Here is a 24,789-nt window from a genome sequence, read left to right as displayed (position 1 = left end):
GGTACTTCAATATGGAAGACTTGCGGACGTCGGCCGTGTCCGAAACGGCGCTGACATGGCGGTAACCTGCCATCATTTCGCCGGGTTGTCACCTTGAAAAAAATCAATTCCGCGAAGGTGATACGCATACGATCCCGCGCCTCGATCAGGCGCGGGCGAGAGGGTGCGTTAGCCGGAAATCGTCAATCTGAGGATGGCTCAGGCCCAGAAATCCGGGATCGTTTCCGTCAGGCGCGGGCCAAGGCGCAACGGCGCTATCTTTTCGGCAAGGCCGGTGCGGTCGGAAATCTCCACACCGAGACCGCAGATGGTTGCAGGTCCTGACGCCGCCTCGAAGCGCCCCTTCGGCATCTTCGAAATGAAACGATTGAGCGGCTCTTCCTTGTCCATGCCGAGCGAGGAATCGTAGTCGCCGCACATGCCGGCATCGCTCATATAGGCGGTGCCGCCATTGAGGATCTGATGGTCGGCCGTCGGCACATGCGTGTGCGTGCCGACGACGAGGCTCGCCCGTCCGTCGACGAAATGGCCAAAGCACTGCTTCTCGCTCGTTGCCTCGGCATGGAAGTCGAAGACGATGGCATCCGCCTGCTCGCTGAGCGGGCAGGCAGCAAGGATAGCTTCTGCGCTCTTGAAGGGATCGTCGAGCTCGGGGTGCATGAAGACGCGCCCCATGACATTGGCAACCAGCACGCGCGCGCCGTTGCGCGCAAAGAACAGGTTCGATCCGCGCCCGGGCGTGCCTGCGGGATAGTTTGCCGGCCGCAGGAATTGGTCGTGCCGCTCGCAGAAGACGACCGCTTCTTTCTGGTCCCAGACATGGTTGCCGGTGGTGACGACATCGGCACCGGCATTGATCGTCTCTAGAAAGATATCCTCGGTAATGCCGAAGCCGCCAGCGGCATTCTCGCCGTTGACGATGACGAAATCGAGCTTGAGGTCACTGACCAATCCCGGAAGACGCTCCCAGACCGCCGTGCGGCCCGTCTTGCCAACCATATCTCCCAGAAACAAAAGCCTCATGCCCGTTCAATCCCACCAGACCAGTTCGAGCAAAAGCGCGTGGCTGTTTTGCATGCGAACTTGTGTAAAAACAAAGTGATAGAGCGCGGTTGGGAGTCCGTGGAACGCCTGACGCGCCCTAGAAATGCCGAAACCCGCTCTCCGTAAGCACGGCGTCCAGCGCGACGTCGTGCGGTTCCGCCGGCACTGATGCCACTTCCTGGCAGTCGAATGCAATCCCGATCAGCTTCGGCAGGTGGCCTTTGTTGCGCAGTTTGTCGATCGCGCGGTCATAGTAACCGGCGCCGTAGCCGATGCGGTGGCCGGTTGCGTCGAAAGCCGACAACGGCACCAGCATGATATCCGGGTCGAGTTCCGGCGCGTCCGGTCCCGGACCCGTCGTGCCGAAACCGGTCTCGATGATGGGAGCGCCGTTGAGCAGTTCGCGAAACACGATCGTCTTCTTGTCCATGATGACGGGCAGGCAAAGCCTTGCGCCACGCTGCCGAAGACGCGCCAATAGCGGCCTGATGTCGACCTCGGAGCGGATCGGCCAGAACCCGGAAACGATGTGGCCTGGATCGAGCGCAATGACGTCGCCGGCGTGATCGGCCATGGTCAGGCTCGCCTCGATGCGGATCTCCGGCGCCATCGCGTCGCGAAGCGCCAGACTATCCCTGCGCAAGGCGGCTTTCAGATCCTTTGGTGACATCATTCCCCTCCGACAGGCTGCGCGCAAACATTGGACCGGCGCCACATTCTTTTTCCCGAAATGATACAGGACGCCGTTTTCCGATCGATTTCCCGCATCGACGCCTGTGGCATAGCGCGTTGCGGCCTTTAGCTCGAACCACGTCACCGCCGGTTTTGCAACAGTTTGCGACAGTTAAACGCCATGTTCCCGCAACGGTACAAAGTTAGCGTTCCGTTCATCATGGGCAACGGTTCTGCTTTCGCATCGGCAGGGGCGCGTGCAAATACAAACATGATTTCAAATAATTAGCAGGAACTAATGCCCGCGTTCGATGTATGGACGCGCTCCTGCAGGCAGCAGTGGAAAAGCCGACGTCCATGAAGGACCAGATGAACGAACTCGAACCATTGGAATTGCGTTGCCTGACGCTGGCCGCCCGCGGCCGCACACGTCAGGACATGATGCGCGAGACCGATATTCCCCTCGACCGTATCGACAGGGCCCTTCAGGACGCCATGCGCAAGCTGCAGGCGGGCAACCTTGCAGAAGCGATCTTCCGCGCCGCCCGGCTCGATATCATTTCATAACTGCGAGTGTGAGCGATAGACCGCATCCCGGCTCATCCTCTCCTCCCAGCGATCGTCCAACGGCAGATCGCTGCGCCCTGCATCTCGTAAGAGATGCGGCTTATCGCGCGGCATCGCTGGAGGCGTCGCCACGCAAGCGTCTGCCAACAACGAGCGGCTGTGCGATAGGAGCCGGGAGCGAAGAGTGACCTGAAGATCAGAGAAGAAGGCAAGAGCAAGAACGCTCATCGGGGCAACCTTGATGTCGATCGGTTGAGCCTATTGTCTTCGCCTCGTTGACATCTGACAAACGAATTGCAAGCATGACTGCCATCAGAAACCCTGATGGTGAACACCATGTCCGCTCCGCTCGACAGCGATCTGCTCAGAACCTTTCTCGCCGTTGCCGATGCAGGCAACCTGACGCGCGCCGCCGACAGCATCGGCCGGACCCAATCCGCCGTCAGCATGCAATTGAAGAAGCTTGAGGATATGCTCGGCGACCCCTTGTTCGAGCGTCACTCGCGCGGGGTGGTGCCGACAGCGCAGGGCTTGCGCCTCGTCGACAACGCCCGCCGGATCGTCGCCCTGCTCGACGACACCGCCGCATCGATGCGGCTGCCGGCGCTCGCCGGCACGGTCAGGATCGGGATTTCCGAAGAATACATCAACTCCACCCTTCCGAAAGCTCTGGGCGCCTTCGCCGCCGTCCATCCCGGCGTGGAAGTGACGGTACAGCAGGGCGTGTCGATATCGAACGTCAATGCCCTGGCCGCCGGTGAAATCGACATCGCCGTGGTTTTCGAACCGGGCGGCCCGACGCGCAACGAAGTCCTGATGGTCGATCCCACTGTCTGGGTGACGTCGGACCAGCACGAGGCCCATCAGCGCCGCCCACTGCCGATCGCCACCTATACCTATCTGGCAGGCGGCTGGTGTGACGAGCTTGCGATGAAGGGCCTGAAGAAGCGCCGGATCGAGAGCCGGGTTGCCTATGCCAGCCGCACCAGCAACGGCCTGATCGCCGCCGTGGTCTCGGGGCTTGCCATCGCGCCTTTATCGCGCAGCGCCATCCCGGCCGGCTGCCGCGAACTGACCGAAGACGACGGTTTCAGCGTCATCGACTTTTCGAACGTCGTGCTGCGCACCCGCCCAGGCCATCGCTCGCAGACCATCGACGCCATGGCCGACGCCGTCCGCAGCGCGTTTGCCACGAACTAAAACTGAGGCGAAAAAAGGAGAAGAGGTGCGATCCACACAACCGATGGATATTTTACGATCCCGGGTGCCTACAAACGTAGGTGGGCGCCATATGTCCGGACCCACGAGCCGGGCAGGGACAGCTCCCTTGAGATCGAGTATGTTAGCTGCTTGATTCCGAACGATGAATTACCGATCAGACTACAGTCGGCGCACCTCTAAATCCTCACGATTTTCTTGAATCTCGACTCCGTTCAATGCAGCCAGTGTTGCAAGCGGTGTCAAAATTTGCAACCGCAAAACCGCGTCTGATATCGCCGGTTTAACAGAGATGGTTGCGCTCACATTGTGAAAGAAACGTGCAAACTGCTGGCAATAGAAATCCAGCTTTTAAGATCAGCCAGCAGACCAAGAACTGTCTCCATATTCATTCTATCGCGCCCGACACCATCAAGATCGGACTTTTCGTCTCCTTCTTTCTCTTAAAAAGAATCGAAGACAAAGCCCGGATAATACTGCCAGCGTGATCAGCACGAATGCGTTCAAATCCGAACGCAGCGGGGCACCAAGTATCTTCTTTACGAGGCTGTACATGGCTGAAACGAATGTAACGGATGCCAAAAACAGCCCCGCTCGGATGCCTCTATCGTCTAAAATTTCGATCATCATTGCGGGCAGAGATCGCAAAACTTGAAATTTTGATACCGTATCTTGGTCGGGATAGTTTGGTGCAGCGGGCGCGTTCTTCAGGATAGCTTTCGCCACTCCCCCGAAGAAATGTTCGGCTAAAAATGCCAGAGCGATGACACCGAGCACTACGGAAAGAGCAGCGGACTGCGAGATGACGTGGTTGTGATACAGCGGCAGAGGAACAAGCACGATCAACGCCAAAAACGCGCCAATCGCTAACCTGCGAGCAAGCGCGCGTTCCACACTTTCGAATTCAGATTGTTTCAGCAGAACGGGCACTGCCCATGGGCTGCGGCGGTACACAACGCGACCGTCTTCCAGTGTATCCAATACTCTGTTTGGGACGGGCACTGTTCGTTTTCCTTCGGCTTCGCTGCTGCCGCCTACATCTGGTAGCGCCGAACAGTCGCGGACGATCATTCGGGACGCGCAACGGTGTCCCTTTTCGCTATTCGCTAATCTTCAATCGTCGCGACCAACTCTCGGTCAACAACGCAGGCTTCGAGCGACGGAAGCTCTTCGTTCAGCACGCGGATAAATGCCGGTTTAAACCCGGCTATTGAGGCAACCAGCGTGTTCCAGCAATTTCAGGCATCATCATCATCGCCCTTTCCTCGCCCCACTGGCGACCTCTGGCGGCTTCTTCGTCTATCGGTCGTTTGCCAAAGCGGAAATCGCCACGCTGACCCAAGAGAACGTCCTGTAAAAGGCGGCGAACGAAACCCAAAAGGACACGATCCTGACCATGGAGAAGGACGCTGAACGGCTCGCCCAATCGTAAGCGACAAGCCGGGGCCGTTCAGGCCTCGTAGTTCCACGGTTTGATCGCGACGGTTATGCCGCCGGTTTTTAATGTGGGCTGAATATTGCTTCGGACACACCTTTCATTGCCGCATCTGCGGCGCGTCCCTCCTTGGTGGTCGGGAAGAACAGACCACCACCGTACTTGCTCGGAGTTGTTGTTTGCCTGCGACCAGTAACTTTATCGGTTTCGGTGTATGAGTTCACGGCAAGCGCCTGCCTATTTCCGGCTTCAGCGAAACTCTTTAACCCCATGTACGAGGCGGTCATCTTATGCAGACCGTTTTCCGTCCTCACAGGCGAGTTGCTGACAAGCGCAACAATCGGGTAGCCCCGCCTTTGCGCTTCCTTAGCAGCCCTGTATGTCATTTCCGCCTCGATTTGCTCAGCGGATGAAGCCGAACTACCCACAACCGTAAAGGCGGGGCCATTTGTGTTCGACAGTGCGAACCCTGAATTGGTTCCCTGCGTCGACTGGCAAGCCGTCAATACGATAAGGAAAAGCAAAGCGATTGCGGACTTCATGATTGTCTCCCGGTCAGGAAGCATTGAAACTAGCAATTGTAAATGTCTGATTAATTGTAAGCGGTTAGCCGATAGCGTCAGCGGAGAAGTTCCACCGCATGAGCAGCTCAATGTCTCTCGGCTGGAAAACAGCCAATTTGCGACCGGCTTTCGTTTTCACAATGGTATTCATAGATTGGGAAATTTGGGGCGGCATCAGTGAAGTGCCGCCGATGCTCTAAGCAGCGTGATCGCGGCGATTATCGAGTATGAAATCTACCGTGTATTGGGCGTCACGATCATCGCCATTCCCGAATCGATAACGGTTTAGATGCAGCGTTTCGATTGTCTCTTCACGGGTCAGCTTGACCTTGAACAGCAGATCGACCGCCGCTTGGTGGAAGTTCTGCGAACCCATACCGAGACCAGCCGCAACCGCCCATTTGTCCAGCACTTCATCAACACTCATGGTGCCGATGCGGGCAACGACTGGCTTAGCGACGGTATCGACAACCGACTTGCCGTCTTCGACCGGATCGCGATCCATGTATGTCATGACGTTAAGGAAGGCGGTTTCGACACCAGTTTTCACAGTTCCGTCAATAAACAGATCGGCACCATGGATGGAGACAGACGGCATGTGGAAGCGTGCCATGATCGTCTTCTTGGACTTATCGACAATGAACGCGCTGCCGAATTCGTCGGCGATCTCCTGAATGAGGTGGGCAACGATATGGCTATAACCATAGGCGTTCACCGGCTGGCTAAGCGGAATGTCGAGACGGAAGCGCGGCGCTTCGGCTGTAGAACTGAAGCTATTCGTGATCAGGTGTGACTTGCCACGCGCCTTGAGCCATTCAGAGAACGCCTGCACATCGCCCGTCACTTCATCGAAATCAAGCGTAATGACCTTGGTGGCTTCGATATTGCCCTTTACCTTGTGATTGCTCGCCGACTTGAAGACCCCTTCCCGGTACATCGTTGATTGCTCTTTGCGCGGCGGTCTATCGTGCAAGGCAAATTCCTTGCTGTCGGCGACCCAATCCACCCATGATGCTTTGACTTCATCCCAAAGGTCAGCGGACCATAAATCCATCCACTTGCGGCGATTGAAGCCGTCATAGTTGGGAAGCTTGGCGACAGCCTTCACAGCGTTCTTGTGGTTCGACTTCTTCTGATAGTCGCTCTGCGTCTTCTTTTCCTTCGGGGCAAGGGCGGCAAGACCCGTATCGAGAAAGATCGGTTCACCACATGCGGCGATGTCGGCAACGAACCGGGCAGCACGATAATCGAAGAAGACCAGAATCGCAGGGCGCTTGGTGCGTTCCCCACGGTGCATGTCGCGGATCGATGAACGTCCTACAGCCTGATAGGCGCGTTCCAATGCCGTAGCGCGGTCAATTTCCGCCTTTGTGAGTTTGAAGAGCGCACTAAGCACCCGATAGGTATCGCCATGCTCGTTGCAGGCGGCAAGATGAATGGCGACATCGACTTCTTTGAACGAGTCCCAACCGCGTGCTACCGGGCTAAGAAGAATTCCGTTGTCCGCATCCTTCCAATAGAAGTCATTCTTCACGCCCTTCGGCTTGTTGTTCATGAAAACGAGATGCTTCGTATCTTCCGGATATCCATGTTCAGCAAACAGCCGCTTAACGGCGTCATGGCTGACGTCGAACGTCGGTTGATAGTCAATCTGGTTATAGGTGGTCTTCGAACAGTTCTTTTCGGTGTGGTAGTAAACCAAGACCTGATTAGCCATATGCTCGGAAAGCTTCTCATAGCGAACGGCGTTCATGATTTGCGAATGCAACTCGAATTCGACCGCGTGGAAACCGCCCCAAATCAAGCTCATCAATGAGAAATTGAAATTAGCGCCAAGAACCGTGACCGAAGCGAATTTATCGTACACGGCGGGCTTCATGATTGAGTGCAGAACTAGCGACGGCTCGAGTCCGCTCCGGAAGTCTGACCAAACGCCTTCTTCAGCAAAGACATCATAGAAGTCAGTAGCCTTCGCCTTGCGTACAGCGTCAACAAGTTCGCTCTTCGCCTTGGCTTGTTCTTCGATATGGTTTGTCGCGAGAAACCTTTCGCCTTCGTCCGTGACAATGATCCGACGCACCCCTTTAACACCGCCAACAGGCAGGGAAGTGAGGTAGGAAGCGACCGCCCCTTGCGACGTCACAATACCGTTCAACCAGATGCGTTCATGTACAGGCTGGATTTCGTCCATGAACAGCCCGTAATCGCCGACGTTCGCGCCATCAGCACGCAAGGCAACGTCCTGATTGCTGATCAGAACTTGGTATTCCCCGCTGGCAATGGCGTCATTGAGGATGGTCGTGCAAGTGACTTCCGGCTTTTCCGGATCGAACGGGAAGGCGTCCGTATCAATGCGCAATACCGAGACATTCTCGGCTTTCAAATGCGCTTCGATTTCCTTGGCGAGGTTAATGGACTGAATGCCGATAAGAGATTTGCCCGTGAAGGGATGGGCGACGAACTGTTCAAGACCGTATGTCTTGCCGCCACCAATATCCGGATCAGCGAATTTAATATGCCGACGCTTCTGTGTGAAATCTTGGAAGTTTGAAAACAAGTAAATTACTCCGAAATAGAATAGAAAAATAAAGGGACTATAGCGGCTGTCGGAATGCGCTATAGTCCCTTTGACTTTCAAATTGTCTTCGGAGGTATTGCGAAACCTTTGCTGTCTAATGACCCAAGAAACACGAGCCATTTCCGACAGCTTGATTTCTTAATTGTATTTAGTGACGAACGATGTTTCGAAAGGCTCAAAACAGCCATTTTGTCAAATATTTTTGGGGGTGATCCGTTGCGGCTATGGAAAGCCGGAAGGCGTCATGACCGCCTTTCTGAACCGTCATTATAATACACGAATTATATATCAAAATCAATAGCTTGATGGGAACTATTATGCTTGCCACCAACCATAACATTCGCCTTCGGCGAGGGCGCGAAGCGCCCTGTCACTGATGTTTTAATGATGGGTTGATTGGTGGATCGGCGACCGACGATCAGTGGATTGACGGCTATTCGCCGCTGGTCTGAGATACGGGATATTTCCTTTTATAGTTTTCTCTATAGGAATCTCTTTAGAAGAATCTATAATTCCAAATAATGAGAAGAGAAAGTATCCTGCTTCTTATTCAGGCTGGCGGAACATTGATCATTCAAACTGTCCAACACACGGTAATCCCCCCGTTTTCAACGGGGCTCCGCGGTAGAATTCACGCGGCCATTTTCAGTTTCTGTGCGGGCGTGATGCCGCCGATGCCCATATTGGGACGTTCGTTGTTGTAGGTCCATAGCCACTGCGTGGCAAATTCCTGTGCCTCCTCAATGCTTTCGATGATGTGCTGGTCGAGCCATTCATGTCGGACGGTCCGGTTATAGCGTTCGACATAAGCATTCTGCTGCGGCTTTCCCGGCTGGATGTGGCTCAAGGCGATGCCCCGTTTCTCGGCCCATTCCATAAGCTTGCCGCTGACGTATTCAGGCCCGTTGTCAACCCGTATTGCCATCGGCTTACCGCGCCACTCGATGATCTGGTTCAGGCTGCGGATGACACGCTCGGCAGGTAGCGAGAAATCCACCTCGATGCCCAGCCCCTCGCGGTTGAAGTCGTCCAGAACGTTCAACAGGCGGAATTGCCTGCCATCCTCAAGACGATCCGCCATGAAGTCCATAGACCAGACCAGGTTCGGTTTCTCCGGTACGGCCAGAGCATCCGGCTTCTCGCGCCTCAACCGCTTGCGTGGTTTGATCCTGAGGTTCAGTTCCAGCTCGCGATAGATGCGGTATACCCGCTTATGGTTCCAGCGATGCCCCCGGACATTGCGCAGGTAGAGAAAGCACAGGCCGAAGCCCCAGCTCTTCTTCGCCCGCGTCAACCCGATCAGGAGATCGGCGATCTGCTCGTTCTCCTCGTTCAGCTTGGCGCTGTAACGATAGCAGGTTTCGCTGACACCAAAGGTGCGGCAGGCGAGTGCAATGCTCACCCCGCGCAACGCCACCGCTTTCCCGGCCATCTCCCGGCGTTGAGATGGCCGCGTCACTTTTTTCCAAGAGCCTCTTTGAGCAGTTCCGCCTGCATGCTCATCTCCGCATACATCTTCTTCAGCCGACGGTTTTCGTCTTCAAGAGCCTTCATCTGGCTGATCATCGACGCGTCCATGCCGCCGTATTTAGCTCGCCATTTGTAAAACGACGCCGTGCTCATCCCGTGCTCCCGGCATAGATCAGGCACGGGAACGCCGCCCTCCGCCTGGCGCAGGATTGCAAGGATTTGCGGTTCGCTGAATCTGCTCGTCTTCATCAAAATCTCCTCGATCATAAAGCCCGAGAAAATTCTACTTTTGAAGTCCGTTAATTGGCGGGGGGATTACCACACCAGAACCGGGCGCGAAGCGCCCTCGCCGAAGGCGATGGTAGGGTTTGGAAGCGATTGGCAACGTTCTCGATTTGCCCATGACACTTACATACATGTTGTATGCCGAACTAAGTCAGAACAATGTTCAACAATGAACAATAAAATCAGTCCGCTCGTGATGCCATAATCCGCCCTCTCCCTGCCCGCGCCCGGAAAAACCGCTGAAAATCGCTCATTCGGACCCGATTTGCTCGTATCCGCTTGATATTCGTAGGTCACCATAGTCCGACCGTTTGGACGACCATGACCGATGTAAGGATAGCGGCGAAGATGACCGCACAGACGACAGGAAAGCGTCCGGTGCCGGATACTTCCATACCGAGAATTTTGAAGCTGAATTGTTCGGGGTCTTTGGGGAGTTTTGTCTTAGCCATTCGCAGCACACACCTTTCACCAAAAGAAAAATGATGATTGGGGGACTGCTCCTGCTCCGCATCCACCATGAATCGGTGGTGGTGCGCAAGGGGTAGCGATTTACCGGTAACAACTGACAGGGGGTAAGCTGTGGTTATGCCCGTCGTCCAACCTTTCCACAGGTTCACCATAGCCCGAAAGCCTTGCCAGCCAAGACCAACAGGGCAAGGCAGACAATAGACGTCACGGAACGCTTTCCCGTCGCATGACCTTCCATCAAGCCAAAGAGAAGCTTGAAGCTCAAGTGTTCATCATCGTCGGGTTTCTTTGGGAGTTTTGCCATTCGCAGACCCTTTCTATCACCAAAAGAAATGATGACCGGGCTGCTTGCTGCGCAATGTCCGTGAATCGTTTTGGGTGTGCAAGGGGTTTCAGGATTTCTCTCAATAGCTGCGACGAGAGAAAACTTTGAACGAATATGTCTGTTTGAGGTTGCCAACGAAAAAAGCGGCTGTCGCGTCCACCAGTCCCGGAAAACATGTCATCACAAAACACCTGCCGCCATGCCGCCGATTACCAGCACAGCCAACAGGAAGACACAGGCAATAGGGAAACGCCCGATAGCGCTTGCTTCCATGAAGGGCAGCTTCAGCTTGAGATGTTCGGGGTCTTTAGAGGGATTGGGTTTCGGCATCGGCAGACCTTTCTATCACCAAAAGAAAAAGTGCTGCTGCCTGCTGCGCAGTTAGGCAGAAGGCGGGTTAACGATCAAGTGGACAGCGGGGAAAAGGTCCGGAAGTGATCAGAAACTAAGAACTTGCTCTAGCTCTTGTGCGTCAAATTAGTGGACAAACGAAAAGGCGGCTCCGAAGAACCGCCCGTGCCGCGAAACAGATCGTGCATGCTGGCTTAGATCGCCTCACAAACGCGCATAATCGTTGCGTGGCTCACACCCATGGATTTCGCCACGGAACGGTATGACGCGCCTTCCTTGACCGCCTGACGAGCTTCGTCCTTCTGCTGATCGGTAAGGGACTTCGGGCGACCAAGTGTCTTGCCTTCTGCCCTAGCCCGCGCAAGACCGGCATGGGTTCGTTCAATCAACAGTTCCCGCTCGAATTGGGCGACGGCTGCGAACACCTTCATGACTAAACCGCCCATTGCCGAACCAAGGTCAAAGCCAGCGAGTGCAATGCAATGCACTTCAATGCCCGCTTCGGTAAGGTCGACAAGAGTGGACTGGACATCGATGCTATCGCGTCCAAGACGGTCGATCTTCGTGATAATAAGCCGGTCGCCGCGTTCCATGCGTTCCAAGAGCTTTTGAAAGCCGGGGCGTTCTTTTGCTGGCGTGCTGCCGGAAATCGTCTCTGCAACTATCCTATGCGGCTCGATGACAAAGCCTTTGTTGGTGATCTCTAGGATTTGGTTCTCGGTTGACTGTTCGGTGGTCGATACCCGGCAATATGCGAATGTGCGGCTCATGAAAAATCCTCGGCGGTTCAAAATCGTGGTTCACAATAGCAATCGGTTCAAAAGTGAGTCAACCCGTTTATGAACCGCTGTTTTCCGGGTCGTTTGGCGTGGTGCAAATCCGCACGATTCTGAACCGCCAACAGCGATCAACAAAGCGTTGCATTCCAACATTTTTACACGCTAATATTGATCGATGGATTCCCATGCCCATTTGGAGAGGCACGAATGAAGACCCTTATCGCAGCGCTGACATTGTCACTCATTGCCGCCCCGGCTTTCGCATTATGCATGGGCTCGGATACCTTGCAGTCATGCACCGATACATCGGGCAACAGCTACACGACCACGCGAATGGGCAATACGACCTTCATGCAGGGCAGCAACGCTGAAACAGGCTCGACGTGGTCGTAGAACAGCACGACGATGGGTAATACCACTCTGCACAACGGCATTGATAAGGACGGCGATGCTTGGTCTTCGTCGTACATCAACGGGATCTGCAATTAAGCAATATGGGCGGCAGCAAAACTCGGTAGAACCTTCAACCTCACACACTCCAGCAGCGTAGTCGTGGCGGTCGTCCGCTGGTGTAACGCGGGGTAAGGGTGCGGTTGATTAGCGGTCGTTGGCGTGCGCCAACGGTGAGCGGTTGATTTAACCGCTCGAAACCTATCGCGGGTCTGTTGAGTTAATGTCGGGAACCGACCTGGACCGTGTGGGACGGATGCCTCGATTTGCTTCTATGGCTTCAGCCACGTCAACGCGATGATAGAACTCTTGTAAGTCGTTCAAGGCGATCAGAAAATCCCTCACATGAGGTTCAATCAGTTGAAATTCCCGCGTAACATCCAAAATGCCAACGGCGATTTCTACACCTGCGTAGCCTTTAGCCCTCGTGGTGCGCCACCCCTCGGGCAGAATGGCATTGAGGGCGCGTTCCGCACCTATCGGATCTCTGGATTCTACTCGGAGTTCAGCCGTCCCCATTTTCATTTTCATGAGAAGTGAATCCCCTCTTGCTGGCAGTGCATGGGGAAGGTGAATAATCGAAGAGTCATATCCAGCCTGCTCAAGCCACGCCATCCGGAGTTGTGGATAGTGCTTAGCTGCAATCGAATAGACAGATTGATGGAAATTGGTCATTCGGCTGTCTGCTCGCTTGACGTATCCAGTCCTTGCGTCGTTGATCGCCTCTTCGAGAGTGTAAATCTTAAACGCGTTTGCGGCAGCGTCTTCTTCTTCCAGCCAGCGCTTCACCCATTCGTAGGTGATAAATCCGTCCACAACGGCGGCGTCTTCTGCTGGGATGTACGCTCGATAGCTTTCCGGTGAAAACATGGCAACAACGTAACTCTGCCAAAGCCCCCTCTTTAGCCCATCGTCCCCCCTGCGGCGATATCGACCAAGTTGATCCGGCATGAGCAGAGCACGCACCTTATTTTCGATAAGTACGCCCAACTTCTCTGCTCCAACTGCGATCACAGCTTCAACATCTGTCTCGCCCAGCGACGTTTCGTGGACACTACGTCGGACGCTAACTGCTGCCCCGGAGCCAGCTATGCCCAAAGCATTGCAAAGATCTTTGACAAACTGGGGTTTTGTTCCGAGGAGTTCACACAACAATACGTCGGTCATTACCTCTTCGATCCGGCGAAGAGTTCTGCTCTTCTCGAAAATAGAGTTCAAACGTTCCTCCCGAATAATGCGCTCACTCAAATATCATCCTATCGTCTGATTCGGGGTTTCAACGACAACTAGGCAATCGTAAAGTGAAAAAAGGTAAGATCTATATGCCCAGCGCTGGCCCCTCTGCTTGGCAGCAGTTTCTTGCTGAACCAGAAAAGCAGTGGCGAAAGGGATACTCCGCCAGAACCCTTGCCCATTGTTGGGAACAGAGTGACGGGTTACCCCCCGAAATAGCAGCTATGTTTCCGCAAGGCTGTGAGCTTTTGATTGCCATTCCGGAATACAAGGTTCGCCTCCCCGGAGGAGCGAGAGACAGCCAGAATGATCTCTTCGCGCTTGTTCGCTGCAACCAACTTACGTGTGCGGTGATGATCGAGGGCAAGGTCAATGAGCCATTCGGGCCCACTGTTGGGGATTGGTTCAGAGCGCCGTCGCCGGGCAAGGTGGTGAGAATGCAGCACCTCTGCAAGATTCTTGGTCTTGAGAAAACACCGCCGGAGCACATTCGATATCAATTGCTGCACCGCGCAGCCTCGGCTCTCATCGAAGCAGACCGCTTCAAAACTGATGAAGCAGCGATGATCGTTCAGTCTTTTTCCCCGACTAGTATGTGGTTTGAGGATTTTGTCGCCTTCGCAGCCTTGTTCGGCGTTGAACCAAAAATGGGGGAGCCAATAGGGGCCATTTTGAGTAACGGCGGAATGTTGAGAATCGGATGGGCTCAGGGCAATTCTGCTTACCTTTCAGCTTAAGCGCCTGCATAATTTTCAGCATACTATGCGTGGACTGAAGTTCGCCAATAGATTGGAAACATGAGACAATGGCTTTTTCAGAAGAAGTTTGCGCCCGCTTGGGGAACTATGTTTACCTCTTTGCGCCGAGCAATTCCCTCGCTTCGGAAACGGTGATCCATCTTTCGTGCACGGACACGAGTCGATGTATTAGCCTGTGACAGCAAGCGCATAGCAAAGCCATGTGAGACAGCTTCGTCGTTCTCTCACCATCCAACAGGGGTGCGGTTGCATGGTGAGCTTCAAACATTGCAGCGCGAACGTCGCCGTCAAGTTCGCTGCCTGTGGCATCGCATACATCGCAGGAGAGGCCTGTTTTCTCACGTCGATTAATCAGTTTCCGTCTGACACCAGGCGCACGTTCACGGACAAAATGCGTTCTTAGCCGCCCCTTTCCCTCTACCGAGTCGATGTCTTCTTCAGTCGGAGGCACGACCGCCGTGTCGGTGACTTTCTGCCACCCCATTACTTTGCTTGTACCCCACCCTTGACTTGCGGGTACGAAACCCGTTTGTACCAGAACAGCTTTCCAGGCTTTATCTCGCAGATAGTTGAACAGGATGTTGTTCGGCGAATAGAAGTTCCCCGTGCCCGCCCCGCCAGGACCATAGCGCTCCACCAAGACAGCCCATACGTCAGGGGCTTCATGTACAATTACGTCTCGAAATGCCTGCGTAGTGAACGACTCCGAAAGTTTTTGGTCCACGCGGGTCCATACGGAGTCAATCAGGTCGAACAGTTCTGGCACGAGTGAATTCCTGCTAATGTCGGTGTGGACTATTTTGCGCTGGGCACTTTGACGTTTGCGGCAATCACAAGATCGCTAAACTTGGAGATACACTAAGCTGAGTGAGGCCATGGCGTTTCCGTCACGAGCCGGCGCAGCGTTAGCGGCAATCCACAGTCAGAACCGAGAGAGAATGTCCTATTCTGCCCGGGGAAGCAACGAGCAAGCTCAAGCGCATAGCGAAAACTGAGGTTCCAAGCTTCAATCTTGCCCACCATTGCAGCAACAAGTGTTTTCTACTGCCTCGGATGATCATCTTGTACGTTCAGCGCGCGGTGAAGCATAGGATGAATGTGAATCTTGGTTTCGAGATCAATGGAATCTACGCTGATAACGGGAACATCTTGATAGGAGTAGATATAGCGCTCCCCCGATGAAGTTTTAATGCCGACGGCGCCCATACGGTACAACTCGCTCACAATGATCCTGACCAGCGCAAGAGCAGCAGCCTCCGAACTCTCGCGAATATATCGGTCAACCCCAACTTGAATGGGATCGCTTTCATTCGAGCCGGTTTGGTCCACTTGCAGTACGAAATCGTCGAGAAATGTTCTGTTCGATATGTCGCGGGATGTAAATCTTCCACGACGATTTGCGAGAAGTTTGAAAACAATCTGAAGCGAGGGGAATGCACTCTGCCATTCATATACCAGGGCCTGCATTCGAATGCGCGAATACTCTGATTCCGCCTCTTTGATGATCTTAGGTGTGACTTCGGTCTTTCCCTGCGCTCGCTGAAAGCACTCATTGACAAATGAAATCACGTCACGCGGGCGTTTTAGGGTCCTATCGATAATATAATCGATGGGATCTCGGTTCCCAATCTTATTCCTGAAAATATCATCGAATGTGACATTCTCTGAAGTGTACTTCTTCTTGTAAAGCTTATTAATCCTTTTCTGAACTAACTCTTTCAATTGAGAGCTATTCCAGACTACGCGCAAGAAATAGTCATCATACTTTTCTCTCTGAAATCCAATATCCTTATTATCTTGTACCACTCTCTCAAGTACATCCTCGCGTATTGCTACGACGACTTTCAATCTAGATATCTTGTTAAAGGAACGAAGACACTCAATTAGTGCGCGTACAAGATCAAACCGAATTGTCTCGTCAACCCACTTTTCGTCAAGCTTGTCGACAAGTATGAAGAAGGATTTTTTATATTTTCCGTCATCAGAATCGTACGACGAAAGCAGGTCAAGAACTTTGTTTAGCTCAGCTAATTGCTCAGCGTTCACTATGCGCTTAGCTCGCGCAACCAATTCCGATCGCTTCTCGCTGCTCAATGTCCGACTGTAGCCGGCGCGTGCGGTAAATTTCTCAACCTCTGCACCGAGTTCGCCGTTCACCTTCGATTCAAGCTTGGATGTGATTTCTTTGATATTCTCGTCCATCGTGATGAAGAATTTGCCCTCCCACTCAGACAGATATTTTAATGCTGACTGCCGCCGCCCATCAGATTTGAAAAAATCCTTGAACCACCCGAAGACCTGCCGCGAACTTTCGTCGTTGTTCACATCGTATCGAAGGCGGATATACTCCAAGCACAAGACGTGTTTCCAGAGCGCCTGAAAAAACAGGTCGAGATCTAAGTCGATGGATTGCAGAAAGCGCACGATATTCGAGTTGGCTACGTAGTCCATCGACAACCCTGATAGGTCGATCACGGAGGCCGTCTCGGGATACTGCTGCTTTATCTTACGAATGATGGCTGTCTTGCCGCCGCCCGTTCGAGCAAGCACAAACATCTTGGCGTTGGTTACGTCCCGCGTCGCTTCCAAAGCAGGATGATCGACGAAACATTCGAAAAGAAAATCATCGTCCGCCTCCGCCGAATTGTTGCCAATACTGGTGTCGGGCCTTATCACTACTGGGTTCGTCTTTATATCCCTGCTCATGCCGCGCACCCTCTTACCTTACTTTCGCGCTAGGGTGGCATTTTTTGTCTGCTCAGTCTTGCTTCGTTCTTGGAAATTAACAGCTTTTGACTCCCATATCTTGGCTGATCGCAATAGGTTGGCATGGGATATTCTGGGCATTGCGTGTACATTGCAGCAAGGTCCGCGCCTACTTTGCTACCCAGCCGATGCCCCAGCCAAGCAATCGTCCATGTCGCATCGCGCAATGCGCAAAAGGCGGCTCCCAGAGCTTACCTATACCTTTTTGAAGGGCTGGAGGTGCGAGAGATCAAGTCCATTATACCGAATGGATTGGATGCCCTCGTTGAGTGCTGGCAACTTGTAACCCTCACCATAGACGCCGCGCATGCCCTTCTGGGAGTGGCCTTGCAATTGATCCATTATGGCGCTGTCAACGCCGCTATCGCGGCAAGCCTGCTCGAAATTGTGCCGCAGGGAATGCCAAACCTTCTTTGGGCCCTTGATCCCCACTGCGTTTAGCAATTTGTTGAACATCTTTGAGGCATGCCTATGCCGCTGTGTTACAGGCCCGATTTCGATGTCAGGGAACAGCCTCTCCCCTTCCGAGACAGTCGCGGCGAAATCCAGAAAGCCAAGCTTTGCAAGGATTGGATGAATAGGGATTCGGCGAACGGACGCCTCATTCTTCACACTCTTGCCTGTCTGGTCTTCGTTGATGTCGATGAACCAGATGCCGTTTTCGAGCCCAATATCTTGTCGGAGAAGCTGAACTGCTTCCATCAATCTTGCGCCGGAATACAGCGTCAGCAAAGGCACCCAGAAGCGCCCGGTATGCTGCATACGAACATGACCGGCTTTAAGCCATGCATCCGCGCTCGCAACGCCTGTAAACACAGGACTCGTAAACAGTGTTTGGAGTTCGTTCAGTGCGAACGCGTCTCTTTTCCCCTTCTTTCCACCGCCGCTCGATGGCGGTGGAATCATCGGCTGCACGATATTTTTCAGAGTGTTGTCGTGCTCCGCCCTCGCCCAGCCAAAGACCAAATTTACGGCAGTCATGATCTGCCGGACACTTTCTGCCGATAGACCCGGCATGCCGAGCGCCTTCGCAGTCTCCGCGATCTGGAGCTTCGATAGGTCTCGAAATTCCTTCTTCCTGTGAGACTGTGGCGGCAGTGCATACAGGACCGATTTCAGGTGGCGAATGTCGTGCTGCGTGTATAGATTCAGTGGTTTATCCCCGCAAATCTCCATGAATTGTTTGATCTGAGTGACGCGAGCGTTTTCCGTCTTTGGTGCCCAACCCTTCTCTTTGCGAAGCGTCGCAAAGCATTCGCCTGAGATGGCTGACATCAACGGTAGATCGATAGGCCCTGACACCGGTTTCTCTTTTACTTCTACCGGCAAGGCAGGAACAGTGGACACAACAGCCAATTCATCGGGCACTACAGGGGCGGCGACAACACGTGGCAGCATTGGAATAGCAGCCGTTGCCGCGCCAAACGACAACACGCCTATCGCTTCAGCGTGCACATGACGAAAGCGAGCGAATGCTTGATCCACCGCGACAATCACAGCAGGCAGCCGCCGAACAGCGTCTCGAAAGTCGCGAGTCTGCAGTGAGTTTTGTTCGATCTGCTTGCCATACAGTCGCCGAATATCGGCGGGGACCTTGACCCGATGATAAAAATAGCCATTCGGGTGCAAATACAGGCGATATTGATTTGACATGTTTCGACCGGTCGATTTTGACACCGGTGTGAAAATCGGTGTCAAAAAGTTTCGCTACGAGCCGAAATCATTGAAAATCAAAGGAGAAGAGGTGCGATCCACACAACCGATGGATATTTTACGATCCCGGGTGCCTACAAACGTAGGTGGGCGCCATATGTCCGGACCCACGAGCCCGGCCAGGGACAGCTCCCTTGAGATCGAGTATGGCCCCGGGGATTGTGTTTCCTGTCGGGAGGCGCAGACCGCATCCAACATATAGAGCCTATCCCCGCGTCGCGCCAGTGGCAGCCCGACGAAAGAGCTCAGTTTGTCGAAGAGGTTGCCCGGCCGTTGAGCTTGGCCGCGATGGTGTGGATCTGCGACGTGACTTCGGACAGCGCCGAAGCCAGCAGCTCCTCGCCGCGTGCCTGATCGGTGAGCGTCGTGTCGCGGCCGCGCTTGAGGGTATCGACCTCGGCTTCGAGCGCCTTCAGCCGGCGGTTCACTTCGCTGAGCTCGTCCATGACCATGATGCCGGCCATCACCGTCAGCCTGAGATCACCGATCTCGCCGAACTGCGTCTTCAAGTGGCCGACATACTGATCGAAGTTGGTGGCCAGTTCGATCAGGTGATCTTCCTGTCCCTCTTCGCAGGCCATGCGATAGGCCTTGCCGTCGATCGATACTGTCACCTGCGCCATGTCGCTTAACCTCAGCGGTCGAGCACCGCTCGAATGGTTTCCATCGCCGTCACGAGGCGTCGGGAAACCTCGCGGTTGACCTCTTCAAGCCGGTTTGCCCGGAATTGGGATTGGTCGAGTTCCTGAGCCAGTCGCGACCGGTCCGTATTGACCCGCCGAACCTCGCCCTCGAACTCACCGAGATCGCGTTCCCTGTCAAAACGGCTGTCGATCGCGTTCTCCAGGGACTGAACCGCGTTCTTCAGTTCGTCGATCGCCGCTTTGACCGTCTTTGCCGGCATGTTTTTCGATACCTCGCCCGTGAGGCCGAATCGCCAGGATCCCGTCCGCCGCTTCGGCTCACTCCTTTTTAAACCTATTACGCAAATCTCAACAATGCCAACTGCAGCAAAGCATTACGGAAGCTGTGGATGGATTGTATAGCCGGCTCATCCGGCCGCAGCGCAAAAACTCTGCTGCGACGCGATATCACCCCTTGAAAACCATGCTGCCAATGGCCGCGCAAGGCCTGAATTTGTTGACTCGCGCGGCGCAGATGCTATGTGTCTGCCGCTTCTTGCACGGTCTTTGGAGGATAGAGACCGTCCCCTGACCACCGAACTCAAAACGGAACAGTCATGATCTCTCGCGAAAAACACGACCGGATGGCGAATGCGATCCGTTTCCTCTCCATGGACGCCGTCGAGAAGGCAAATTCAGGTCACCCAGGCCTGCCCATGGGTGCGGCTGACATAGCGACAGTCCTCTTCACGCGCTTCCTCAGCTTCGACCCCAAGAATCCCGCCTGGCCGAACCGCGACCGCTTCGTGCTGTCGGCCGGCCATGGCTCGATGCTGCTTTATTCGCTGCTCTATTTGACGGGCTATGAAGACATCTCCATCGAAGAGATCAAGAATTTCCGCCAGCTCGGTGCCCGCACCGCCGGCCATCCGGAATACGGCCACGCCGCCGGCATCGAGACGACCACCGGTCCGCTCGGCCAGGGCATCGCCAACGCCGTCGGCATGGCAATCGCCGAACGCAAGCTGCGCGACGAGTTCGGCAAGGACCTGATGGAGCACTACACCTATGTGCTCGCCGGTGACGGCTGCCTCATGGAAGGCATCAGCCAGGAAGCCATCTCGCTTGCCGGCCACCTCAAGCTCAACAAGCTGATCGTCTTCTGGGACGACAACAGCATCTCGATCGACGGCCCGATCTCGATCGCCGACTCGACCGACCAGCATGCCCGCTTCCGCGCCTCGAACTGGAACACCATTGCCGTCGACGGCCATGATCCCGAAGCCATCGCCGCTGCGATCGAGCAGGCACAGAAGTCCGACAAGCCGACGATGATCGCGGCTAAGACGACCATCGGTTTCGGCGCGCCGAACAAGGCCGGCACCCACAAGGTTCACGGCTCGCCGCTCGGCGCCGAGGAGATCGCCGCCACCCGCAAGGCGCTCGGCTGGGAATCCGAAGCTTTCGTCGTTCCTTCCGACGTGCTCGACGCCTGGCGCCTCGCCGGCCTGCGTTCGACCAAGACCCGCAAGGACTGGGAAGAGCGCCTGGACAAGAGCGACGCCGAGAAGAAGGCGCAGTTCGTTCGCCGCTTCTCCGGCGAACTCGAAGGCCGCCTGTCGTCGGCCATCGACGACTACAAGAAGAAGCTCGCCGAGACCAAGCCGTCGCCGGCAACCCGCAAGGCTTCCGAAGACGCGCTCGAAGTCATCAATGGCGTTCTGGCCGAAACGATCGGCGGCTCGGCCGACCTGACCGGCTCGAACAACACCAAGACCAGCCAGACCAAGTCGATCACGCCGGACGATTTCTCCGGCCGCTACATCCACTGGGGTGTACGCGAGCATGGCATGGCAGCTGCGATGAACGGCATGGCGCTGCATGGCGGGGTCATCCCCTATTCCGGCGGCTTCCTGATCTTCTCGGATTATTGCCGTCCGTCGATCCGTCTGGCAGCGCTGATGGGCATCCGCGTCATCCATGTGCTGACGCATGATTCCATCGGCCTTGGCGAAGACGGCCCGACGCACCAGCCGGTCGAGCACATGGCAGCACTGCGTGCCATCCCGAACCTCCTGATGTTCCGCCCGGCTGATGCCACGGAGACGGCCGAGTGCTGGCAGCTGGCCCTCGAAAGCCACAACCGCCCGTCCGGCATCGCGCTCACCCGCCAGAACCTGATGGCCGTACGCACCGAGTACGAGGAAGAAAACCTCTGCGCGCGTGGCGCTTACGACCTGATTTCGGCAAGCGATGCCCAGGTGACGATCTTCGCCACCGGCTCGGAAATCGAAATCGCCGTCAAGGCCTGCCAGGCGCTGACCGCCAAGGGCATCTCGACCCGCGTCGTCTCGGTTCCCTGCTTCGAACTCTTTGCCGAACAGAGCGAAGACTACCAGCAGGCGATCATCGGCAATTCGCCGGTCAAGATCGCCGTCGAAGCCGGCATCCGCCAGGGTTGGGACCACTTCATCGGCAGCGACGGCACCTTCATCGGCATGTCGTCCTTCGGTGCCTCCGGCCCCTACAAGGAACTCTACAAGCACTTCGGCATCACGCCTGAGGCGGTCGTCGCCGCTGCGGAAGCCAAGCTTTCCTGATCAAGCCGCGGGGCGCGCTCGAAAGCGCGCCCCGCTTTTTTCCGACCATGCCATTCAGACAGGGAGAGACCCGATATGACAGTGAAAGTCGCCATTAACGGTTTTGGCCGCATCGGCCGCAACGTGCTGCGCGCCATCGTTGAATCCGGCCGCAAGGATATCGAAGTCGTTGCCATCAACGACCTCGGCCCGGTCGAGACCAACGCGCACCTCTTGCGTTTCGATTCGATCCACGGCCGTTTCCCGGCTGACGTGAAGGTCGAAGGCGATGCGATCATCATCAACGGCGGCAAGCCGATCAAGGTGACCGCGATCCGCAACCCGGCCGAACTGCCGCACAAGGAACTCGGCGTCGACGTCGCGATGGAATGCACCGGCATCTTCACCGCCCGCGACAAGGCAGCCTTGCATCTCGAAGCCGGTGCCAAGCGCGTCATCGTTTCGGCTCCGGCCGAAGGCGCTGACCTGACCGTCGTTTACGGCGTCAACCACGACAAGCTGACGAAGGATCACCTCGTCATCTCCAACGCCTCGTGCACGACCAACTGCCTTGCACCGGTCGCCAAGGTGCTGAACGATGTCATCGGCATCGACCACGGCATGATGACGACGATCCACTCCTACACCAACGACCAGCCGTCGCTCGACCAGATGCACAAGGATCTGTACCGCGCCCGCGCTGCCGCTCTGTCGATGATCCCGACCTCGACCGGTGCTGCCAAAGCCGTTGGCCTGGTTCTGCCGGAACTGAAGGGCAAGCTCGACGGCTTCGCCATGCGCGTTCCGACCCCGAACGTTTCGGTCGTCGACCTCAAGTTCGTCGCCAAGCGCGAAACCACCAAGGAAGAGATCAACGCTGCGATCAAGGCAGCCGCTGACGGCCCGCTCAAGGGCATCCTCGGCTACACGCTCGCTCCGAACGTCTCGATCGACTTCAACCACGACCCGCATTCCTCGGTCTTCCACATGGACCAGACCAAGGTGATGGAAGGCAAGTTCGTGTCGATCCTGACCTGGTACGACAACGAGTGGGGCTTCTCCAACCGCATGTCCGACACTGCGGTTGCGATCAGCAAGCTCATCTAACTCGGATGTTTCGCGCCCTTTCCCAAACGACGGTCCGCTGGCGTCCGCTGGAGGGGGAAGGGCTCGAACATCTGACGCTCACGTCAACCGATACAACCGACGGCGCGGTCATCCGCGCCGTCGGCGTTCTGATCGGCAATCGCGTCGGCACGCCTTACGGTGTGCGCTACCGGATCGATTGCGATGCCGGATGGCTGGTTCGAAAGCTCATGGTCGACACGACCGATGGCCGCAGCCTGCATCTGCGCTCGGACCACCGGGGTGAGTGGATGACGGCCAGAGGCTTGGCGCTGCCCGAATTCGACGGCTGCATCGACATCGACCTTGCCGGAACGCCCTTCACCAACACGCTGCCGATCCGCCGCCTCGGCCTTGATCGCAAGGCCGGCACCGTCAGGCTGAAAATGCTCTACGTGCCCTTCGACACGTTCGAGCCTGTTGTCGACGGCCAGCACTACACCTGTCTCGAAGACTTCAGGCTCTATCGCTACGAGGCCGAGGACCGCAGTTTTACAGCGGACCTGCCCGTGGACGAGGACGGCCTCGTCATCGACTACCCCACCCTTTTCCAAAGACTATCACCGGAGACGATCTGATGACTTTCAAGACCCTCGACGACCTGACCGACATTGCCGGCAAGCGCGTGCTTGTGCGCGTCGACCTCAACGTGCCGGTCAAGGACGGCGTGGTCACTGACGCGACCCGCATCGAACGCGTTGCACCGACGATCCGCGAACTGTCGGAAAAGGGCGCCAAGGTCATCCTGCTGGCGCATTTCGGCCGCCCGAAGGGTGAGCCGGTTGCCGACATGTCGCTGAAGACCATTGCGCCGGCCGTCGAAGACATTCTCGATCAGCGTGTGCACTTTGCTGCCGACTGCATCGGCGACAAGGCCGCGAACGCCATTGCCGAGATGAACGACGGCGACGTGCTGCTGCTCGAAAACACCCGCTTCCACAAGGGCGAGGAAAAGAACGAGCCTGAATTCGTCAAGGCACTTGCCGCCAACGGCGACATCTATGTCAACGATGCCTTCTCGGCCGCCCACCGCGCCCACGCTTCGACCGAGGGCCTTGCCCACCACCTGCCCGCCTATGCCGGCCGCACCATGCAGGCCGAGCTCGAGGCGCTGGAAAAGGGCCTCGGCCAGCCGAAGCGCCCGGTCGTTGCCATTGTCGGCGGCGCCAAGGTCTCGACCAAGATCGATCTGCTGCAGAACCTCGTCAAGAAGGTTGACGCCCTCGTGATCGGCGGTGGCATGGCCAACACCTTCATCGCCGCAAAGGGCATCAATGTCGGCAAGTCGCTTTGCGAACACGACCTTGCCGATACCGCCAAGGCGATCATCGCGGCGGCGGCTGAAGCCGGCTGCGCCATCGTGCTGCCGGAAGACGGCGTTGTCGCCCACGAGTTCAAGGCCGGCGCCGACAATGAAGTGGTCGATGTGACCGCCATCCCCGCAGACGCGATGATGCTGGACGTTGGTCCGAAGTCGATCGCTGCGGTCAACGACTGGATCTCGAAGGCCGAGACGCTGGTCTGGAACGGCCCGCTCGGCGCCTTCGAAATCGCCCCCTTCGACAAGGCGACGGTTGCCGTTGCCAAGCATGCGGCCGCCCGCACGCGCCAGGGCTCGCTCGTGTCGGTCGCCGGCGGCGGCGATACGGTTGCCGCCCTCAACCACGCCGAAGTCACCGACGATTTCAGCTACGTCTCGACGGCCGGTGGCGCCTTCCTCGAATGGATGGAAGGCAAGCCGCTGCCGGGCGTCGACATCCTCAAGCAGCGGAACTGAGCCAAAC

The 24,789-nt window shown here is 55.9% G+C and carries 23 protein-coding genes and 1 other RNA gene; 8 read left to right on the top strand and 16 right to left on the bottom strand.

The features are described 5' to 3' along the window. Positions 1 to 198: 198 nt before the first annotated feature. Both BLJAPNOD_RS06420 and BLJAPNOD_RS06415 read right to left on the bottom strand, forming a co-directional pair. Positions 199 to 1,023, bottom strand: a complete 825-nt coding sequence (locus BLJAPNOD_RS06420) for a TIGR00282 family metallophosphoesterase (protein ID WP_115419277.1) — start codon at positions 1,021 to 1,023, stop codon at positions 199 to 201. A 118-nt stretch (positions 1,024 to 1,141) separates the two neighbouring features. Next, on the bottom strand, positions 1,142 to 1,714 hold the full coding sequence (locus tag BLJAPNOD_RS06415; RefSeq protein WP_115421161.1) for a 5-formyltetrahydrofolate cyclo-ligase: 573 nt from the start codon (positions 1,712 to 1,714) through the stop codon (positions 1,142 to 1,144). Between the two features lie 359 nt (positions 1,715 to 2,073). Between BLJAPNOD_RS06415 and BLJAPNOD_RS06410 the strand changes: the two genes are divergently transcribed. Then, positions 2,074 to 2,283, top strand: coding sequence for a transcriptional regulator (locus tag BLJAPNOD_RS06410; RefSeq protein WP_077500742.1), 210 nt, complete (start codon positions 2,074 to 2,076; stop codon positions 2,281 to 2,283). Between the two features lie 324 nt (positions 2,284 to 2,607). Next, positions 2,608 to 3,483 carry a LysR family transcriptional regulator gene (locus BLJAPNOD_RS06405; protein WP_115419276.1) on the top strand — a complete coding sequence of 292 codons (876 nt, stop codon included), beginning with the start codon at positions 2,608 to 2,610 and terminating at the stop codon, positions 3,481 to 3,483. A 429-nt stretch (positions 3,484 to 3,912) separates the two neighbouring features. On the opposite strand, the gene BLJAPNOD_RS06400 is transcribed toward BLJAPNOD_RS06405, so the two are convergent. From BLJAPNOD_RS06400 to BLJAPNOD_RS06375, 7 genes are all read right to left on the bottom strand, one after another. Then, positions 3,913 to 4,572: a hypothetical protein gene (locus BLJAPNOD_RS06400; protein WP_147294526.1), complete on the bottom strand. Its 660-nt coding sequence runs from the start codon at positions 4,570 to 4,572 to the stop codon at positions 3,913 to 3,915. Positions 4,573 to 5,001: 429 nt separating this feature from the next. After that, the gene (locus BLJAPNOD_RS06395; RefSeq protein ID WP_115419274.1) at positions 5,002 to 5,478 is read right to left on the bottom strand and encodes a hypothetical protein; all 477 of its coding nucleotides are present in this window, start codon (positions 5,476 to 5,478) and stop codon (positions 5,002 to 5,004) included. Positions 5,479 to 5,695: 217 nt separating this feature from the next. Further along, positions 5,696 to 8,056 (bottom strand): hypothetical protein, encoded by a 2,361-nt coding sequence (locus tag BLJAPNOD_RS06390; RefSeq protein WP_115419273.1) that lies wholly within the window; start codon positions 8,054 to 8,056, stop codon positions 5,696 to 5,698. A gap of 652 nt (positions 8,057 to 8,708) precedes the next feature. Beyond that, a protein-coding gene (locus tag BLJAPNOD_RS06385; protein ID WP_115421160.1) for an IS3 family transposase occupies positions 8,709 to 9,796 on the bottom strand; the annotation gives its coding sequence in 2 pieces (ribosomal slippage) (positions 8,709 to 9,535 and positions 9,535 to 9,796; 1,089 coding nt in all). A gap of 329 nt (positions 9,797 to 10,125) precedes the next feature. Continuing rightward, on the bottom strand, positions 10,126 to 10,455 hold the full coding sequence (locus tag BLJAPNOD_RS06380) for a hypothetical protein (protein WP_115419272.1): 330 nt from the start codon (positions 10,453 to 10,455) through the stop codon (positions 10,126 to 10,128). A gap of 353 nt (positions 10,456 to 10,808) precedes the next feature. Beyond that, positions 10,809 to 10,958, bottom strand: coding sequence for a hypothetical protein (locus tag BLJAPNOD_RS35570; RefSeq protein ID WP_199565904.1), 150 nt, complete (start codon positions 10,956 to 10,958; stop codon positions 10,809 to 10,811). Between the two features lie 215 nt (positions 10,959 to 11,173). Continuing rightward, on the bottom strand, positions 11,174 to 11,749 hold the full coding sequence (locus BLJAPNOD_RS06375) for a recombinase family protein (protein ID WP_115419271.1): 576 nt from the start codon (positions 11,747 to 11,749) through the stop codon (positions 11,174 to 11,176). Between the two features lie 216 nt (positions 11,750 to 11,965). On the opposite strand from BLJAPNOD_RS06375, the gene BLJAPNOD_RS06370 reads away from it, so the two are divergent. After that, positions 11,966 to 12,151 (top strand): hypothetical protein, encoded by a 186-nt coding sequence (locus BLJAPNOD_RS06370; RefSeq protein WP_115419270.1) that lies wholly within the window; start codon positions 11,966 to 11,968, stop codon positions 12,149 to 12,151. 258 nt (positions 12,152 to 12,409) lie between these two features. On the opposite strand, the gene BLJAPNOD_RS06365 is transcribed toward BLJAPNOD_RS06370, so the two are convergent. Then, positions 12,410 to 13,456: a hypothetical protein gene (locus BLJAPNOD_RS06365; protein ID WP_147294525.1), complete on the bottom strand. Its 1,047-nt coding sequence runs from the start codon at positions 13,454 to 13,456 to the stop codon at positions 12,410 to 12,412. A 53-nt stretch (positions 13,457 to 13,509) separates the two neighbouring features. Here BLJAPNOD_RS06365 and BLJAPNOD_RS06360 point away from each other — a divergent pair, with 53 nt between their 5' ends. Continuing rightward, complete coding sequence (locus tag BLJAPNOD_RS06360; protein ID WP_199565903.1) at positions 13,510 to 14,178, top strand: hypothetical protein; 669 nt, start codon at positions 13,510 to 13,512, stop codon at positions 14,176 to 14,178. 112 nt (positions 14,179 to 14,290) lie between these two features. Here the strand turns inward: BLJAPNOD_RS06360 and BLJAPNOD_RS35140 are convergent, their stop codons facing one another. From BLJAPNOD_RS35140 to BLJAPNOD_RS06335, 6 genes are all read right to left on the bottom strand, one after another. Then, positions 14,291 to 14,965, bottom strand: coding sequence for a hypothetical protein (locus tag BLJAPNOD_RS35140; protein WP_147294524.1), 675 nt, complete (start codon positions 14,963 to 14,965; stop codon positions 14,291 to 14,293). 275 nt (positions 14,966 to 15,240) lie between these two features. Then, positions 15,241 to 16,905 (bottom strand): DNA repair ATPase, encoded by a 1,665-nt coding sequence (locus BLJAPNOD_RS06355; RefSeq protein WP_115419267.1) that lies wholly within the window; start codon positions 16,903 to 16,905, stop codon positions 15,241 to 15,243. A 255-nt stretch (positions 16,906 to 17,160) separates the two neighbouring features. Next, positions 17,161 to 18,663 carry a site-specific integrase gene (locus tag BLJAPNOD_RS06350; protein ID WP_147294523.1) on the bottom strand — a complete coding sequence of 501 codons (1,503 nt, stop codon included), beginning with the start codon at positions 18,661 to 18,663 and terminating at the stop codon, positions 17,161 to 17,163. Positions 18,664 to 18,709: 46 nt separating this feature from the next. Continuing rightward, positions 18,710 to 18,868: non-coding RNA, 6S RNA (gene ssrS / locus BLJAPNOD_RS06345), on the bottom strand. A gap of 55 nt (positions 18,869 to 18,923) precedes the next feature. Further along, complete coding sequence (locus BLJAPNOD_RS06340) at positions 18,924 to 19,301, bottom strand: cell division protein ZapA (protein WP_077500687.1); 378 nt, start codon at positions 19,299 to 19,301, stop codon at positions 18,924 to 18,926. A gap of 11 nt (positions 19,302 to 19,312) precedes the next feature. Next, a complete protein-coding gene (locus BLJAPNOD_RS06335; protein ID WP_053249644.1) occupies positions 19,313 to 19,582 on the bottom strand; it encodes a DUF4164 domain-containing protein in 270 nt (89 codons plus the stop codon). Positions 19,583 to 19,918: 336 nt separating this feature from the next. On the opposite strand from BLJAPNOD_RS06335, the gene tkt reads away from it, so the two are divergent. The 4 genes from tkt to BLJAPNOD_RS06315 all read left to right on the top strand — a co-directional run bounded on the left by tkt (position 19,919) and on the right by BLJAPNOD_RS06315 (position 24,782). Further along, positions 19,919 to 21,901, top strand: a complete 1,983-nt coding sequence (gene tkt / locus BLJAPNOD_RS06330) for a transketolase (protein ID WP_115419265.1) — start codon at positions 19,919 to 19,921, stop codon at positions 21,899 to 21,901. A 75-nt stretch (positions 21,902 to 21,976) separates the two neighbouring features. Continuing rightward, positions 21,977 to 22,987 carry a type I glyceraldehyde-3-phosphate dehydrogenase gene (gap, locus tag BLJAPNOD_RS06325; RefSeq protein WP_077500685.1) on the top strand — a complete coding sequence of 337 codons (1,011 nt, stop codon included), beginning with the start codon at positions 21,977 to 21,979 and terminating at the stop codon, positions 22,985 to 22,987. Between the two features lie 5 nt (positions 22,988 to 22,992). Then, the gene (locus BLJAPNOD_RS06320) at positions 22,993 to 23,583 is read left to right on the top strand and encodes a putative glycolipid-binding domain-containing protein (protein ID WP_115419264.1); all 591 of its coding nucleotides are present in this window, start codon (positions 22,993 to 22,995) and stop codon (positions 23,581 to 23,583) included. Further along, a complete protein-coding gene (locus BLJAPNOD_RS06315) occupies positions 23,583 to 24,782 on the top strand; it encodes a phosphoglycerate kinase (protein WP_115419263.1) in 1,200 nt (399 codons plus the stop codon). The genes BLJAPNOD_RS06320 and BLJAPNOD_RS06315 overlap by 1 nt, the downstream gene beginning before the upstream one ends. Positions 24,783 to 24,789 lie beyond the last annotated feature (7 nt).

This window comes from Ensifer sp. M14 (assembly GCF_003355565.1).
Taxonomy (GTDB): Bacteria; Pseudomonadota; Alphaproteobacteria; order Rhizobiales; family Rhizobiaceae; genus Ensifer.
Note: the sequence above shows the minus strand (reverse complement) of the source record. Positions and strands in the feature narration are given on the sequence as shown.